The sequence below is a fragment of the Occultella gossypii genome (assembly GCF_019947135.1).
Taxonomy (GTDB): domain Bacteria; phylum Actinomycetota; class Actinomycetes; order Actinomycetales; family Beutenbergiaceae; genus Occultella; species Occultella gossypii.
This window is the reverse complement of the sequence record NZ_JAGSHT010000016.1, coordinates 160,297-175,380: the sequence shown is the minus strand read 5'-3', so window position 1 is coordinate 175,380 and position 15,084 is coordinate 160,297. Positions and strand designations below refer to the sequence as shown.

Annotated in this window: 14 protein-coding genes; 13 read left to right on the top strand and 1 reads right to left on the bottom strand. The window is 69.0% G+C overall.

Going from position 1 to position 15,084, the window contains the following annotated elements; genetic code table 11:
* Positions 1–11 precede the first annotated feature (11 nt).
* Positions 12–791, bottom strand: coding sequence for an SDR family NAD(P)-dependent oxidoreductase (locus KCQ71_RS17290; protein WP_223408177.1), 780 nt, complete (start codon positions 789–791; stop codon positions 12–14).
* Between the two features lie 53 nt (positions 792–844).
* Here KCQ71_RS17290 and KCQ71_RS17285 point away from each other — a divergent pair, with 53 nt between their 5' ends.
* The 13 genes from KCQ71_RS17285 to KCQ71_RS17225 all read left to right on the top strand — a co-directional run bounded on the left by KCQ71_RS17285 (position 845) and on the right by KCQ71_RS17225 (position 15,055).
* The gene (locus tag KCQ71_RS17285; protein ID WP_223408175.1) at positions 845–1,522 is read left to right on the top strand and encodes a FadR/GntR family transcriptional regulator; all 678 of its coding nucleotides are present in this window, start codon (positions 845–847) and stop codon (positions 1,520–1,522) included.
* 69 nt (positions 1,523–1,591) lie between these two features.
* Positions 1,592–2,500 carry a dihydrodipicolinate synthase family protein gene (locus tag KCQ71_RS17280; RefSeq protein ID WP_223408173.1) on the top strand — a complete coding sequence of 303 codons (909 nt, stop codon included), beginning with the start codon at positions 1,592–1,594 and terminating at the stop codon, positions 2,498–2,500.
* A gap of 44 nt (positions 2,501–2,544) precedes the next feature.
* Positions 2,545–3,810, top strand: coding sequence for an ABC transporter substrate-binding protein (locus tag KCQ71_RS17275; RefSeq protein WP_223408171.1), 1,266 nt, complete (start codon positions 2,545–2,547; stop codon positions 3,808–3,810).
* Positions 3,811–3,813: 3 nt separating this feature from the next.
* Positions 3,814–4,749 carry a carbohydrate ABC transporter permease gene (locus KCQ71_RS17270; protein WP_223408168.1) on the top strand — a complete coding sequence of 312 codons (936 nt, stop codon included), beginning with the start codon at positions 3,814–3,816 and terminating at the stop codon, positions 4,747–4,749.
* A complete protein-coding gene (locus tag KCQ71_RS27030; RefSeq protein ID WP_223408167.1) occupies positions 4,746–5,570 on the top strand; it encodes a carbohydrate ABC transporter permease in 825 nt (274 codons plus the stop codon). The genes KCQ71_RS17270 and KCQ71_RS27030 overlap by 4 nt, the downstream gene beginning before the upstream one ends.
* Positions 5,570–6,502 carry a dihydrodipicolinate synthase family protein gene (locus KCQ71_RS17260; protein WP_223408165.1) on the top strand — a complete coding sequence of 311 codons (933 nt, stop codon included), beginning with the start codon at positions 5,570–5,572 and terminating at the stop codon, positions 6,500–6,502. The genes KCQ71_RS27030 and KCQ71_RS17260 overlap by 1 nt, the downstream gene beginning before the upstream one ends.
* Positions 6,503–6,599: 97 nt before the next feature.
* Positions 6,600–7,682: a type IV toxin-antitoxin system AbiEi family antitoxin gene (locus tag KCQ71_RS17255; RefSeq protein ID WP_223408163.1), complete on the top strand. Its 1,083-nt coding sequence runs from the start codon at positions 6,600–6,602 to the stop codon at positions 7,680–7,682.
* Complete coding sequence (locus tag KCQ71_RS17250; protein ID WP_223408161.1) at positions 7,679–8,449, top strand: hypothetical protein; 771 nt, start codon at positions 7,679–7,681, stop codon at positions 8,447–8,449. The genes KCQ71_RS17255 and KCQ71_RS17250 overlap by 4 nt, the downstream gene beginning before the upstream one ends.
* A 277-nt stretch (positions 8,450–8,726) precedes the next feature.
* Entirely contained in the window at positions 8,727–10,181 is a 1,455-nt protein-coding gene (locus KCQ71_RS17245; RefSeq protein ID WP_223408159.1) for a sulfatase-like hydrolase/transferase, read from the top strand.
* 25 nt (positions 10,182–10,206) lie between these two features.
* Positions 10,207–11,679, top strand: coding sequence for a sulfatase-like hydrolase/transferase (locus KCQ71_RS17240; RefSeq protein WP_223408157.1), 1,473 nt, complete (start codon positions 10,207–10,209; stop codon positions 11,677–11,679).
* 30 nt (positions 11,680–11,709) lie between these two features.
* Positions 11,710–13,215, top strand: coding sequence for an ABC transporter substrate-binding protein (locus KCQ71_RS17235; protein WP_223408155.1), 1,506 nt, complete (start codon positions 11,710–11,712; stop codon positions 13,213–13,215).
* Positions 13,212–14,183 carry a carbohydrate ABC transporter permease gene (locus KCQ71_RS17230; protein WP_223408153.1) on the top strand — a complete coding sequence of 324 codons (972 nt, stop codon included), beginning with the start codon at positions 13,212–13,214 and terminating at the stop codon, positions 14,181–14,183. Before KCQ71_RS17235 ends, KCQ71_RS17230 begins: the two co-directional genes overlap by 4 nt.
* Positions 14,180–15,055, top strand: a complete 876-nt coding sequence (locus KCQ71_RS17225; protein WP_223408151.1) for a carbohydrate ABC transporter permease — start codon at positions 14,180–14,182, stop codon at positions 15,053–15,055. Before KCQ71_RS17230 ends, KCQ71_RS17225 begins: the two co-directional genes overlap by 4 nt.
* The last annotated feature ends 29 nt before the right edge of the window (positions 15,056–15,084 follow it).

Sequence of the window (15,084 nt, the reverse complement as noted above, 5' to 3'; positions counted from 1 at the left end):
TTGCCCGCCGACTATGAAAAGTGCACCCCACCGTTGAGGTCCAGCACGGTCCCAGTGACGAACGCCGAGTCATCCCGCGCGAAGTACTCAGCCGCCGCGGCAACGTCTTCCGGATACCCGGGCCGCCCCACCGGGATCGACGCGATCGTCTTCTCCTGGTCCGCTGGTGCCGTGAACGTCTCGTGGAACGGGGTGTCCAGGATCAGTCCGGGGGCGATCGCGTTGACGGTGATGCCCTGCGGTCCGACCTCCTTGGCCAGCGCGCGGGTGAAGCCGTCGACGGCGGCCTTCGCGGTGGCGTACGGGGCAGAGCCGTTGCCGCCGCCGGTGGAGCCGGCCAGGGAGGAGATGTTGATGATGCGCCCGCCCTCGCCGAGGTGGCGCAGGGCGGCGCGGCTGACGTAGAAGGCGGAGGAGACGTTCACTCGCCACACGGCGTCCCAGTGGACGTCGGAGGTCTCGGCGATCGTGTGGCGGGCGAGCAGCCCGCCGGAGTTGTTCAGGACCACATCTAGGCCGCCGAGGCGGTCGGCGAGGACGTCGACGGCGGCGGTGACCTGCTCGCTGTCGGTGGCGTCGAACCGCAGGCCGAGCACGTCGAGGCCCTCGTCGGCGAGCTGCGCGACGACGTCGTCGGCGGACCGGGAGTGCGTGGTGAGCGCGACGCGGGCGCCCGCGGCGGCGAAGCGCCGGACGATGCCGAGCCCGATGCCGACGCCACCGCCGGTGACGATGACCCGGCGTCCCTCGAGGGTGCGGGGCAGGGGCGGGTTGCTGGCGCTGGCGGTCATGGGTCGAAAGTACCGCTGTCGCAACCTGTCAGATATCTGATAGGTTGCGGAACGTGTCGAAGCCGATGCTGTTCGAAACCGTGCAGGCCCAGCTCCTGGAGTACATCACCGAGCAGGGCCTTGGCCCTGATGACCCGATGCCCTCCGAGGGGGAACTCGCCGTCCAGCTGGACGTCAGCCGCGGGTCCCTGCGGGAGGCCACCCGCAGTCTGCAGTCGATGGGGGTGCTCTACGCGAAGGCCGGCAAGGGCCTGTTCCTGCAGGACTTCTCCCTCTCCCCGGTGATCCGGCTGCTGCCGTACCGGATGATCGCGAACGGCGCGAAACTCAACGAGCTGCTGGAGCTGCGGGCGGCGCTTGAGCGTGGCCTGATCCCGAAGGTGGCCGCGCGGATCTCCGAGGAGACCCTGGCCCGCCTGGACGCGATCGTGGACGAGATGGTCGAGCTCGAGGAGCAGGGCCTGGCCTTCCCGGAGCAGGACCGACTGTTCCACCGCACCATGTACGAGGCCATCGGCAATGACCTCATCCTCGACGTCCTGGACATGTTCTGGACGCTCATGTCCCGCATGCAGGCCGAACTCCCGCCGCTGCAGTACCACGACCTCGCGGACCGGCACCGCGCCATCGTGGACGCCCTGCGCCAGGGCGACGACGCCGTCTCCGCGCTCGACCAGCACTTCGTCGACATCGACTACCGGCTCGACCGGCTCATGCGGCCCACCGACTGACGCTCCGCATCACCACCCGCCGGCCGCGTCGAGGCCGGACAGAAATCCCAGGAGGGGATCGCACCACTCATGACTCACCCACTCGAGCGCGCGCACGGCATCGTGCCAGCACTGCTTACGCCCTACCTGGACGACGGCGCACCGAACCTTCCCGAACTGGGTCGCCTCACCGCGGCGCTGCTCGAGCGCGGCGTGGCCGGCTTCTACGTCGGCGGCAGCACCGGCGACGGCGTGATGCAGTCCCCGCAGGAGCGGCTCGCCTGCATCGAGGTTGTCGTCGCCGAGACCGGTGGGCAGGTGCCGGTGATCGCCCACGTCGGGACGAACGCGACCCGGCTCACGCTGGACCTGGCGAACCGGGCCGCGGCCGCCGGGGTCGACGCCGTTTCGGCGATCCTGCCGAGCGTCCCGCTCACCCCGGCCGAGCAGCTGGACTACTTCCGCACCGTCGCCCGCGGCTGCGACGTGCCGTTCGTCGCCTACAACTTCCCCGGCCGCACCGGGGTGAACCTCAGCGTGGAGTTCTTCGCCGCGCTCGCCGAGGAGCCGAACGTGACCGGGGTGAAGTTCACCTCCCTGGACATGTTCGGGCTGCAGCAGCTCGCCCGGATCGGCGACGGCCGGCTGGCCGTCTGGAACGGGCACGACGAGGTGGCCCTCGCCGGCTTCGTCTCCGGCGCCTGCGGCGCGATCGGGTCCACGTTCAACGCCGCCCCGGAACTGTTCGTCCGCCTGCTCGAGCAGTTCCGCCGCGGCGACTACGACTCCGCCCGGGCCACCCAGATCACCGTCTCGAACTACGTCCGCGACCTCGTCGCCACCGGGGTGCTGCCCACGCTGCGCGAGCTGCTGCGCCTCCAAGGGTTCGCCATGGGCCCCTCGCGCCACCCCCTGCACGACCTCGACGCGAACGGTGTGGCGCGCGTGCGCACCCTGTTCGCCGCGCACCCCGAGCTCTTCACCCCATCCGGAAACTGACTCACCGGCGCAGTTCGCTGCCGCCACCATGCAAAGGAGCTGTTGTGAACATCGTCGATCACCTCAACCTCACCCGCCGGCGCCTGCTGATCGGCGGCCTCGGCGCGGCCGGCCTCGGCGCGATCGCCGCCTGCACCCCGGGCGGCGGCAACGCCGGCGAAGAAGCCGAACAGACCGGGGACGGCAGCGCCCTGACCTTCTGGCACTACTACGGTGGCGGCGCCACCGCACCGATCGAGGCGCTGCTCGCCAAGTACACCGAGGAGACCGGTGTCGAGGTCACCCCGCGGCTGATCCCGTTCGGGGACTTCAACCGGACCCTGCTCCAGTCCGCTACGTCCGGCGACCTGCCGGACATCGCGCTCGTGAACGCCTTCGACACCGCCCTGTTCGCCGACTCCGGAATGATCGTCGACCTCAGTGATCGGGTGGAGGAGTGGGGCGAGAGCGACCAGTACTTCTCCGGGCCGATGGCCACCACCGTCTTCGGCGGCGCCACCTACGCCGTCCCGCACGTCGCCGACACCTACTCCCTCTGGGTCAACAACGCCACCCTCGCGGCGGCCGGCCAGCAGGCACCCACCACCTGGACCGAGGTCGAGGCCGTGGCCGCCGCCGTGACCGAGGGCCAGAACTTCGGGCTCGTGTTCTGCGGCATTGAGGGTGTCGAGGGTTCGACGGCCTGGATCCTGCGGTTCCTCGCCGCCGGCGGCGACATCCGCGAACTCGACTCCGATGCCGGGCTCGCCGCGATGGACTCGTTCCTGCGCCTGAAGGATGCCGGCGCGATCTCCGAAGGGGTGCTGACCTGGAACGAGGACGACGTGACCCTCCAGTTCCAGAACGGCACGGCCGCGATGATGATCAACAGTGCGTCCTACCTGTCCTCGCTCGCCGAGTCCGGCGACCTCGACTTCACTGTGGTGCCGATGCCCTCGGACGTCGATCAGTTCTCGTTCCTGTCCGCGGAGAACCTCACCATCACGAAGGACTCCGCGAACGCCGACGCCGCGTGGGAGCTGATCACCTGGATGCAGCAGCCGGACGTGATGAACTCCTACCTGCCCGAGCGCAACAAGCTCCCGGTCCGCTCCGACACCGCCGAGGCCGAGATCTGGGCGGACGAGACCCGGCAGGTCTTCATCTCCCAGCTGGACGTCGCCTGGGCCCCGGACGAGGAGGTCGCCCCGGTCTCCGCGGAGATCTTCACCGGGATCCAGAACGCCCTCCAGGTCAGCCTGTCCGGGTCCGGCACGCCCGCCGACGCGCTCGCGGCCGCGCAGGCCACGGCGGACGAGGCGCTGGCCTGATCGATGAGCACCACCGTTCGCGCGGCGAGCGCGCCCGCCGGGGCGACCACCCGCCGTCGACCTCGACGGCACTGGAGCCGATACGCCTACATAGCCCCCGCCGTCGTCTTCGTGGCCGCGACCACGCTCTACCCGCTGTACTACAACATCTCCCTGAGCCTGTACGACGCACCGATCCAGAAGTTCCTGGCCGGCACCATCGAGTTCGTCGGGCTCGCGAACTACGCCGAGGAACTGCGCAACCCGGAACTGTGGACCGGGCTGCGGGTGTCGCTGATCTACACGGTCGCCACGATCGCGCTGATGTACGTGATCGGGCTCGCGCTCGCGGTCTTCTTCAACCGGAAGTTCGTGGGGCGGAACGCAGTCCGGGCGGCGATCTTCCTGCCCTACATCCTGCCGTCGGTGGTGGCCGCGAACGTGTGGCGGTGGATCCTCGACGGCTCCTACGGGCTGGTCAACCACGCCCTGATGTCCGTCGGGATCATCGACGCCCCGGTGTTTTGGCTCGGCCGGGGCAACTCCGCCCTGGTCGCGGTGGTGCTCGCGACCGCATGGACGATGGCGCCGTTCGCGATGCTGCTCCTGCTCGCAGGGCTGCAGAACATCCCGAAGGGCCTGTACGAGGCGGCGAGCCTGGACGGCGCCGGCCCGGGCACCCGGTTCCGGGCGATCACGCTGCCGCTGCTGCGCCCGGTGTCCCTGGTGGTCGCGCTGCTCGGGTTCATCTACACGTTCCGCACCTTCGACACGATCTTCATCATGACCAAGGGCGGTCCCGGCGATGCCACCACGGTGCTGCCGATCCTCGCCTACAACGAGGCGTTCGTGAACTTCGAGCTCGGCAGCGGCGCGACCATCAACACGTTGATGCTGGTCATCCCGACCGTGCTCGCCCTGTTCTACTTCCGCGCGACCCGGAAGGAGGACGTGCTGTGAGGACCCGCACCGTCGGCCTGTCCGTGACCGGGCTGATCGTCGCCGTGGTCTACCTGATCCCGGTCTACTGGATGGTGGCCACGTCCCTGAAGGAGACCGGCGACGTCTTCAACTCACCGCCGGATCTGGTGCCGTCCCCACCGACCCTGGCCGCGTATCGGGACGCCGTGTTCGGCGACTCCGCGGTGCTGCAGGGCATCTGGTCCTCCACGATCATCACCATCCCGACGCTGCTGCTCACCCTCGCGCTCGCGGTCCCGGCCGCGTACGGGCTGGCCCGGTTCAGCCTGCGCGTCAACGGTGTGGTGATGCTGCTCATGCTCGCCGCGCAGATGCTGCCGACGATCAGCCTCGCGCTGCCCATGTTCGCGATCTTCAGCGACTACGGCCTCGTGGACACCTACGCCGGACTGATCATCGCGAACACCTCCCTGGCGCTGCCGTTCGCGGTGGTGATGCTGCGCCCGTACATGCTCGCGATCCCGCAGGACCTGATGGACGCCGGACTGCTCGACGGGTGCACCGGCTTCCGGGCGTTCTGGAAGATCGGCCTACCCCTGGTCCAGCCCGGCCTGGTCATGGTCGCCACCCTCACGTTCGTGATGACCTGGGGCGAGTTCGTGTTCGGCCTGACCCTGGCCACCAGCGACGCGATCCAGCCGATCACCGTGGTGCTGAACCGGTTCGTGGCGCAGTTCGGCACCCAGTGGACCAACCTGATGGCCGTCTCGACGATCATCGCGATCCCGATCATCGTCATCTTCGTGTTGCTGCAGAAGTACGTGGTGGCCGGGATCTCCGAGGGTGGGATCAAGGACTGATGGCCACCGCGATGAGCGCGAGCGAGCTCCGTGGGGTGTGGGGCACCGTGCTGCTGCCCCTGGACCCCGGCGACGGGATCGACCCCGGCCGGCTCCGCGCCGAGGTGGACCACCTCGCGCGCAGCGACCTGCACGGCGTGTACGCGCACGGCACCGCCGGGGAGTTCCACACGTTGACCGAGGCGGAGTACGACCAGGTCAACGCCGTCCTCGCCACGGCGTGCTCCGCCGTCGGCATGCCGTTCCAGATCGGTGCCAGCCACCCGCTGGCGCACGCGTCCCTGGCGCGGGTGCGCCGCGCCCGCGACCTCGAGCCGGCCGCGATCCAGGTGATCCTGCCCGACTGGATCCCGCTCAGCGAGGCCGAGGTGCTGCGCTTCCTCGACCGGGTCGCGCAGGTGGCCGCGCCCGTCCCGCTCGTGCTCTACAGCCCACCGCACGCCAAGACCCAGGCGAGCCCGGACCTGCTCGCGCGGATCGTGACCGAGGTGCCCGCCGTCATCGGCATCAAGACGCTCGACCGCGACGACGACTGGTTCGCCCGGATGCGGGCTCTGGCAGACCGGTGCGCGCTGTTCGTGCCCGGGCACCGGCTCGCCTCCGGGGTGGCCCGCGGCGCCCACGGCAGCTACTCCAACATCGCCGCGCTCTCGCCGGCGGGCGCGGCCGCCTGGTGGCGGCAGATCCAGACAGACCCCGACGGCGCAGCGGACGTCGAGCGTCGCATCGCTGAGTTCTTCGCGGCGCACGTTGCGCCGCTGGCCGAGTGCGGCTTTGGTGACCCGGCGCTCGACAAGTTCCTGGCCGCCGTCGGTGGCTGGGCCGACGTCGGCACCCGGGTGCGGTGGCCGTGGTTCGGGGCGCCGGAGTCGGCGGTGGTGCCGGCCCGGGAGCACGCGCGGGCGCGGCTGCCGGAGTTGCTGATCGGCTGAGTCGCGCCGCCACGCTATCGGCCAGCGCACACGACTATTCCTATTGTCACTCAGTGGTGAAAACTGTAATATTGGGTGGTGGAATGAGGAGGCCACCATGCTGATCGATGACGAGACGTTCACCCGACTCGCGCTCGAGCACGGAATCGAACTGTCCGACCCATCATCCCCGGACGCCGACATCGCGCTCCTCGTACCGGGCTGGCCGGCTGCGACCGAGTACAAGGTCAAGGTGTTCCCCACTCGGCTCACCCCCAGCGCACTGACGAAGGTCCTCGAACGCAGTTCGCCCAGGCCGCCGACGAGACTCCTTCTCGTCGTCCCGTCTGCCTCGAAGGCGTTCATCGACGGGGCGCGCAGGCGTGGTGTGTCCGTCGTGATCAGGCCGCCCGACGGTCGGACTCCGGCCCGCTCGGGTTACCTCATCGGAGACGGCGGCCGCATCCTGGCTCTTGAGAGCGCCCTGGAGCCCGACGCGCAGCCGACCCGGCGACCGGGCCCGGTGCCGTGGTCGACGTATGCCGTCGCATTCGAGTGCAGCGAGTCTGGACCGCGCACGCAGACCCAGATCGCGCACAAGCTCGGGATCTCCCAAGGCGGTGTCAGCAAGGCTATGCACAACATCAGTGCGACGAAGCTCACCAACGTCCTCACGACCTTCCCCAAGGACGCCGCACATGGCGAACGCAACGTCGAGAAGGATCAGCTGGCCCGACTGCACAACAGGCATAGCCCTGCGCGGGTGGAGACGCTGCTCAGTTGGCTGGCCGCCACCTACCCGCGCAGCTCGCGCGCGACGACCACCTGGTTGACACGCGAGAGCCCGAGCGACACGGCCCGCAGCGCCAGCGCGCTCCTCGCCCAGCGTGGGATCCGGCACGCCGTCTCCGGGCAGGTCGCCGCTGACAAGCTCGCACCCTGGGCGCGGCCCCAGCGAGCCCTGATCTGGGCCGAGAAGCTGACCGACATGTCCGAAGCCAACGCCACCCCCGTGCGAGCCCAGGACGCCAACCTCATCCTGGCCGTTCCCGAGGACCCGCATCTACTGCGCACAATCGACGACGAGCAACAGCCGCCGATCTTGCCGCCGGCACGTGTCTGGCTCGACTTGATCCGAGATGGAGACGACCAGGCAGCAGACGCGCTCAAGGCGCACCTCCTCAGGGGGCGTTCGGCTTGAGCGTCATCCCGGTACGGTCGCCGTCCGCTGCAACTGACGCAGCCTGGCTCGCCGCCGCCGACATCGCAACCATCGCCTCCACGCTCGAGGTCAAGTACCGGCTCGTCGGCGGGATCGCCGTCACGCTCCTCACCCACCGTTACGGCGTCCAGGACCAGGTCGACGCGCGCGAGACCGCCGACGCTGACATGGGTGTGCCCAAGGAGGTGTGTGGTGATGATCGGCTGCCGGCGGCCCTCCTGGGCCTCGGCTACAAGCGCGAAGGCGGCAACCGGTTCGTCCGGTCCGACGGTGACCGTAACCGCACTATCGACGTCCTCGCACCATCGCCCACGGTGCACCTGGAATCCAACCAGCCGGTCGGTGAGCTGTCCGTAGACCTCATCCCGGGCCTGACCACGGCACTGCGCCTCGACCCGGTGCAAGTCAGCATCAACGCCCAACTACAGGACGGTTCCTCGGTCACCATGACCCTGGATCTGCCGCACCTGATCGGCGCGCTGACCCTCAAGGCGTTCGCCTTCAAAGGCCGCCTGCAGACGAGCGACGCCATCGACATCTGGCGGCTCCTGGTGGCCGCTGACGCCGCCGGCATCACCGCCGCCGACTGGCCCAGCACCGGCGACGGGAAGCACGCTGGTGCGCTCCTGCACGAACACTTCGGAAGGACCAATGCGATCGCGGTCCGACGCGCGCTGCCCAGGCCAGCAGACCAGGCCAACCTGCGGCTGCTCCTGCGCGACGTTGTGGCCGACGCGCGAATCTGACGGGCGATCGTCCACGAGCAGCACGGTTGTCTTCCGGGGGACTTCCTCATCGGCCCGTCCCGAGGGCAATGTGCACGCCCCTCCCGGCAACAGCCCAACCTCGGCCTATCGCCGATCGGTGCCCACAGCAACGATCGCCGTCTAGGTAAGCGCTAGAAACTCCTTCCTCGAATCTCTGGACATCAGAATTTACAGCGCTGTAGTGTGCTCGATCAGCAGCAGTCACCGGAGCGAGCACGGCGGGCCCAGAGCCCGGCGGAAAGGAACAGAGACGTTCATGTCAGCGAGGACACGGCCGAACATCGTGCTGTTGATGACCGATCAGCAGCGCGCGGGGCTCACCGCCGGCGAGGGGGGCCCGGACACGATGCCGCGGCTCGACCGGTTGCTGGCCGGCGGCGTCCGGTTCGAACGTGCCTACACCAGCTCCCCGGTCTGCGTGCCCGCCCGGACCAGCCTGCTCACGGGCAGGTTTCCGAGCGCGCACCACGTGCGGCAGAACAGCACCGGACACCTTGCCCAGTACGCCACCGATCTGCTCGACCTGCTCCGGGGCGCCGGATACACGCTGCACTTCACCGGCAAACCCCACATGCATCCCGGACCGGAAGACTTCGACACGTTCCACGGCCCGTTCCTGCACGACGGCGGTCCGCAGGCCGGGGCGGAGCACGCCGCCTTCGACGAGTGGTTGCGCGAGCTCGACCACGCGGTCGCGGAGGAGCCGACGCCCTTCCCGGTCGAGTGCCAGCTCCCGCACCGGATCGTCGACGGCGCGATCGACGCGGTCGGCCAGGACGGCGACGCTCCGTTCTTCCTCTGGCTCTCGTTCCCGGAGCCGCACAATCCCTACCAGGTGCCCGAGCCGTATTTCAGCATGTTCGACGAGGCAGACGTGCCCGACCGGCTCGCCGGGCCGGAGGCCATCGAGCAGCTGGGCTGGCGCTACCGCTGGCTGCACCGGCTGATCGAGGAGAAGCGGCCGGGCTTCGACGAGCAGTGGCGCCGGTATCGAGCGAACTACCTGGGCATGCTGCGGCTGATCGATGACCAGATCGGGCGACTCCTGGATCGGCTCGGGGACCGTGCGCAGGACACCGTCTTCCTCTTCGTCAGCGACCATGGCGACTTCTTCGGGGACTACGGTCTGCAGCGCAAGGGCGCCGGGATGTCCGATGCCCTGATGCGAATCCCGCTGGCCATCGCCGGGCCGGGTATCGCCCCGCAGCGCCGTCGTGAGCTGGTCTCCATGGTCGACCTGTTGCCGACGATCGCAGAATGGCTCGACGAACCGATCCCGGCCGGGGTCCAGGGCCGCTCGCTCGCCCCACTGCTGCGCGGTGCGGATGCGCCCGAGACCGAGTTCGGCAGCATCCTCGGCGAGTCAGGGTACGGCGGCGTCTCCTACTGCGAGGACGACCTGCCGCCGCTGCACTTCCCCTATGACGGTCCCACCTTCGACGAGCTGAACAGCGTCACCCAGAGCGGCGAGATGCGGATGGTCGTCGCCGGTCGCTTCAAGCTGATCGTCGACGACAGCGGTGAGGGCGTGCTCTACGACCTCGTCGCCGATCCCGCGGAACTCGAGGACCTCAGCTCCGACCCCGCCCATCGCGACGTGCGCGACGCCCTCTACCGCACCCTCACGCGCTGGCTGCTCCGGGCCGCCGACGATCTGCCCGTCGGGCAGTACAACCCGAACACCCGTCCCCACAACTGGCGTTGGGCGTGAGCCCGACCGAGGGGAGCCGGCCCCGATGAGCGCGCAACAGCCGCACGTGCTGCTGGTGATGACCGATCAGCATCGGTCCGGCTTCACCCGACGATCGGGGTTCGCACTGGACACGATGCCGTTCTGCGATGCCCTCGCGGCGGACGGAGTCTCCTTTCCGAACGCCTACACCACGGCGCCGTCGTGCTCGCCCGCGCGTGCGAGCCTGCTGACCGGCCGGTGGCCGTCCGCTCATCGGGTGACGCAGAACAGCACCGCTCAGCACGCCTGGTACGACCGGGACCTGCTGCAGATCCTTCGTTCGGCGGGATACCGGCTGAGCTTCGCGGGCAAGCCGCACATGCACGCCGGCCCGGACGACTTCGATCACTACGCGGGGCCGTACTTCCATGTCGATGGGCCTCAACGCGAACCGGAACACGGTGCGTTCGACGCGTGGCTCGAGGAACTGGACCACGGCGTCGCAGCCGAGCCGACCCCCTTCCCGCTGGAGTGCCAGCTGCCCTATCGCATCGTCAGCGACGCGATCGCCGACGTGGACGCGGCCGCGGACCACGCGGGGCCGCAGTTCTTCTGGGTCTCGTTCCCGGAACCGCACAACCCGTACCAGGTGCCGGATCCGTACTTCAGCCTCTTCGCCGAGAGCGAGGTGCCCGAGCGTGCCCATGGCCCCCAGGCGGCTCGGGACAAGGGTGGCCACTGGCTGTGGCTGCAGGAGCTCCTCGAACGCAAGCGACCCGGCTACGACGCCGACTGGCGGCGCTACGTCGCGAACTACTGCGGCATGCTGCGGCTGATCGACGATCAGGTGCGCCGGTTCGTGGAGCACGCGCGAGCCACGCTCGACGGCGAGATCCTGGTCGTCTTCGTCAGCGATCATGGCGACTACACCGGTGAATTCGGCCTTCAACGCAAGGGCGCCGGGTTGCCCGAGTGCCTCGTGCGAATACCGCTGTTCTTCTCCGGCGCCGGGGTGTCCGGCGGCCAGGTGCGGGAAGAACTGGTCTCGATCGCCGATGTGCTGCCAACCCTGTGCGCGCTGGTGGGCCAGCCCTTCCCGGACGGGCTCCAAGGTCGCAGTCTGCTGCCCCTCCTGCGTGGGGCGCCCAGGCCGCGGGGTGAGTTCGACTCGATCTACGCCGAACGCGGGTTCGGCGGCCTGACGTACCGCTCGGACGAGCACCCGCCGTTGCACTTCTCTTACGACGGCCGCTCGCTCGACTCACTGAACTCCGTCACCCAGAGCGGCAGGTCCCGGATGGTGGTCCGCGACGGTCGGAAGCTCGTGGTGCACAGCGACGGCACCGGCGAGCTCTACGACCTGACGACCGACGCCGGCGAGGTCACCAACCTGATCGACGACCCGTCCCATGCCGCCGTTCGGCACGACCTGCTGTGGTGCCTGACGCAATGGATGCTCCGCGTCCAGGACGAGCTTCCGCGCGGCACCTACGTACCCAAGACGACCGAGCACAACTGGATGAAGTCCACGGGCTGACCCCGTGTTCACCGAGACGAAGGAGTCCTCATGCGCACCAACATCCCCCTCGAGCGCACCCCCGCCGGGATGCCGTCCCTCGACCGCCGCCGGTTCCTCGGCGTCTCCGGTGCGGGGCTGATGACCGCGGTCCTGGCCAGCTGCACCGGAGGTGGTCAGAGTTCCGAGGAGAGCGGCGGCAGTTCCGGCGCCGAGGGCACGATCAGGTGGTGGGACCAGTTCCGCCCGCTGACCGAGATGCTCGAGCAGGACCTGTTCACTCCCTACACCGAGGCGCATCCCGGCATCACGATCGAACGGCGCCAGCTCGCCGCCGCGGACCTCGGCCAGGCGCTGCAGGTCGCACGGCGCAGCAATCAGCTGCCCGACGTGCACACCCTCGTCGGTCTGGACTCGGCGCCCGCCGCGCTGGTCAGCGAGGACTGGTTCCAGCCGATCAGCGAATTCGCCGACTTCGACTCCAGCCCCGTGGCGGACCAGATCTTCGACGGACTCCACCGGTTCGACGGTGAGATCTACTCCGTCCCGCTCTTCTCCGCGCGCCAGCACCAGACCATCCCCTGGTACAACACCGAGCTGCTCACGCAGGCGGGCGTCGACCCCGAGGACGAGCCGACCACCTGGGACGACCTGCGCGCCGTCGCACGCCAGGTCACCGACAACACCGAGGCCTCCGGCATCTTCCTGCCCGCCCAGAACCCGAACTACCTCACCGCGATCGTGACCCAGCTCGCGATGGCGGCGGGTGCGCCGGGCGCCATCGACTGGAGCACCGGTGAGTACGTCTACGACTCGCAACCCTTCATCGACGCCGTCGAGTTCCTGCTCTCGCTCCAGCGGGACGGGCTGGTGCACCCGGCCTCGGCGGCGATGATCCCGCGGGACGCCCTCGCCCGGTGGGCCGCCGGCGAAGGCGCGATCTTCCCCTGGGGCCCATGGTTCATCGGCGACCTGATCACCGAGTCGCCGGAGGTCGTCGAGCGCGGGCTCGGCTGCTGGTCGATCCCGCGACCGGGTGCCGAGCGTCACTCGGTGCGGTCCGGGCCCGCGGGCGGCGTGTTCTGGGTCTCTACGGACTCCGGCCAGCCGGCGGTCGCGGCCGACCTGCTCCTGCAGATGACGGGCGAGGACTTCCAGGCCGCGCTGGCCAGCGCGATGGACCAACCACCGGCGCTGCTGGAGACGGTCGAGACCGCCGACGTGCACCCCGCCTACCGGGACTGCGTCAGCCGGTTCGCCGAGGACGTGCGGATCGCCCCGGCACCGGAGATCGGTCACCCGGAGGCGTGGCGCGTGGTCGCGGAGATGCGCGCGGTTCAGCCGGACCTCGGCATCATCGTGCAGTCCGCGCTCAGCGGCGAGGACATCGACGTCGCCGCCCAGCTCCGCACGTTCCGGGAGGCGGCCAGCGCCGAGCGTGACCGTGCCCTGGCGACGGTGCAGCAGGAGGGCATCGAGGTCGGGCTGGACGCGTGGGTGTTCTCGAACTGGGAGCCCGAGTCCGACTACATGATCGAGGACTACGAAGGACGATGACGGCAGAACTGGAACAACTGCGCACCACCCACCCGCCGGCGCCGCCGGCGCAGCCGAGGGCCGGTGTGCTGCGACGGCTGCGCAAGGACTGGTGGATCTACCTGTTCCTGCTGCCGACCGTCCTGGGGTACGGCGCCTATACCGTCTACCCGTTGCTGGCCTCGTGGTGGTTCGCCCTCCTGGACTGGCCCGGCTTCGCCGATCAGGGCACCTTCGTGGGGCTGGAGAACTTCGAGCGTCTGCTCGCCGACGACCTGTTCTGGAACTCCTTCCGCAACTCCCTGGTGTTCCTGGTGTGCGCCGTCCCCCTGCGGGTCGGACTCGCACTGTTCCTCGCGATCCTGCTCAACCGCAAGAAGACACCGTTCAAGGGCTTCCTGCGCACCCTGTACTTCCTGCCCGTCGTGACCACCGGCGCGATCATCGGCGTCTCCTTCACGCTGCTCCTCGACGCCGGTGGGCCGATCAGCCTGGCCCTGGTCCAGTCCGGCCTGTTGGACTCGCCCGTGAACTTCGTCGCCGACACCGGGACCTCGCTGTTCGCGGGGGCGGCCGTGTGGGTCTGGAAGTGGCTCGGGATCACGATGATCTACTGGCTCGCCGCCCTCCAGACCATCCCGGAGGAGGTCCACGAGGCTGCGATGCTCGACGGCGCTGGACCGGGGCGGGAGTTCCTGCACGTCACGCTGCCGCTGCTGGTGCCGTTCCTGGTGATCATCACGCTGATCGACACGGTCGGGGCGCTGAACGTGTTCGACCTGATGTACACGCTGACCGCAGGGGGGCCGGCGTTCTCGTCCGAGGTCATCGAGATCTTCATCTTCCGGACGGCGTTCGGTGCGAGCGTGCCGCAGTTGGGATATGCCTCGGCGGCGGCGGTGCTGTTCGGGTTGATCACGATGGGGCTGGCCGTCGCGCAGGCGGTCGGCGTGGGCTGGGCCCGGCGGTCGATCGGAGGCATGAAGTGACGGCCGCCGTGGAGTCGGACCGCACGCAGCCGCGGTGGCGAAGGATCCTGACCCGGCCCGGCAACGCGTTGATCTTCCTCGGATTGTTGCTCCTCGGCGTGCTGTGGATCTACCCGTTCATCTGGTTGCTTTCGGCATCGCTGAAGACCCAGCCGGAGATCTTCGGATCGGGCCTCGGGCTGCTGCCGCAGGAGCCGATCTGGGAGAACTACGCGCGGGCGTGGAACGTCGTCGGATTCGACCGGTACTTCCTCAACACGGTGCTGATCACCGGCGGCACGGTCCTGCTCATCGTCGTGCGCAGTGCGCTGGCCGGCTACGTGCTCGGCCGGTACAAGTTCATCGGCAAGAAGGTCCTCATCGCCGTCTTCGTGGTGACGTTCTTCCTGCCGGAGGGCTACACGATCATCCCGGTGGTCCAGCTGACCGACCAGCTCGGCCTGCTGAACACCTTCCTCGGCGTGATCCTCGGCCTCGGCGCCGGCGGACAGGTCGCCGCGACCCTGCTCTACGCCGGCTACTTCAGCGGCCTGCCCAAGGAACTCGAGGAGTCCGCGCGGCTCGACGGCGCCGGGCCGCTGCGGATCTTCACTCAGATCATGCTGCCGCTGTCGTGGCCGATCACCGCCACGGTCGTGATCCTGAGTTTCCTGTTCGCCTGGAACACCTACCTGCTGCCCTTGGTGTTCACCCTCAGCGAGCCGGAGATGCGGACCCTCGCGGTCGGCATGACCGCCTTCGTCGGCGAGAACAGCACCGACTGGCCCGGTCTGGCGGCCGCCGCGATCATCGCGCTGGTCCCCGTCATGGCGGTGTTCATCGCGTTGCAACGCAAGTTCGTGGACAGCATCGCCGGAGCAGTCAAGCAATGAGCGGCGCTCCCGCGAACCCCAGCGGCCCC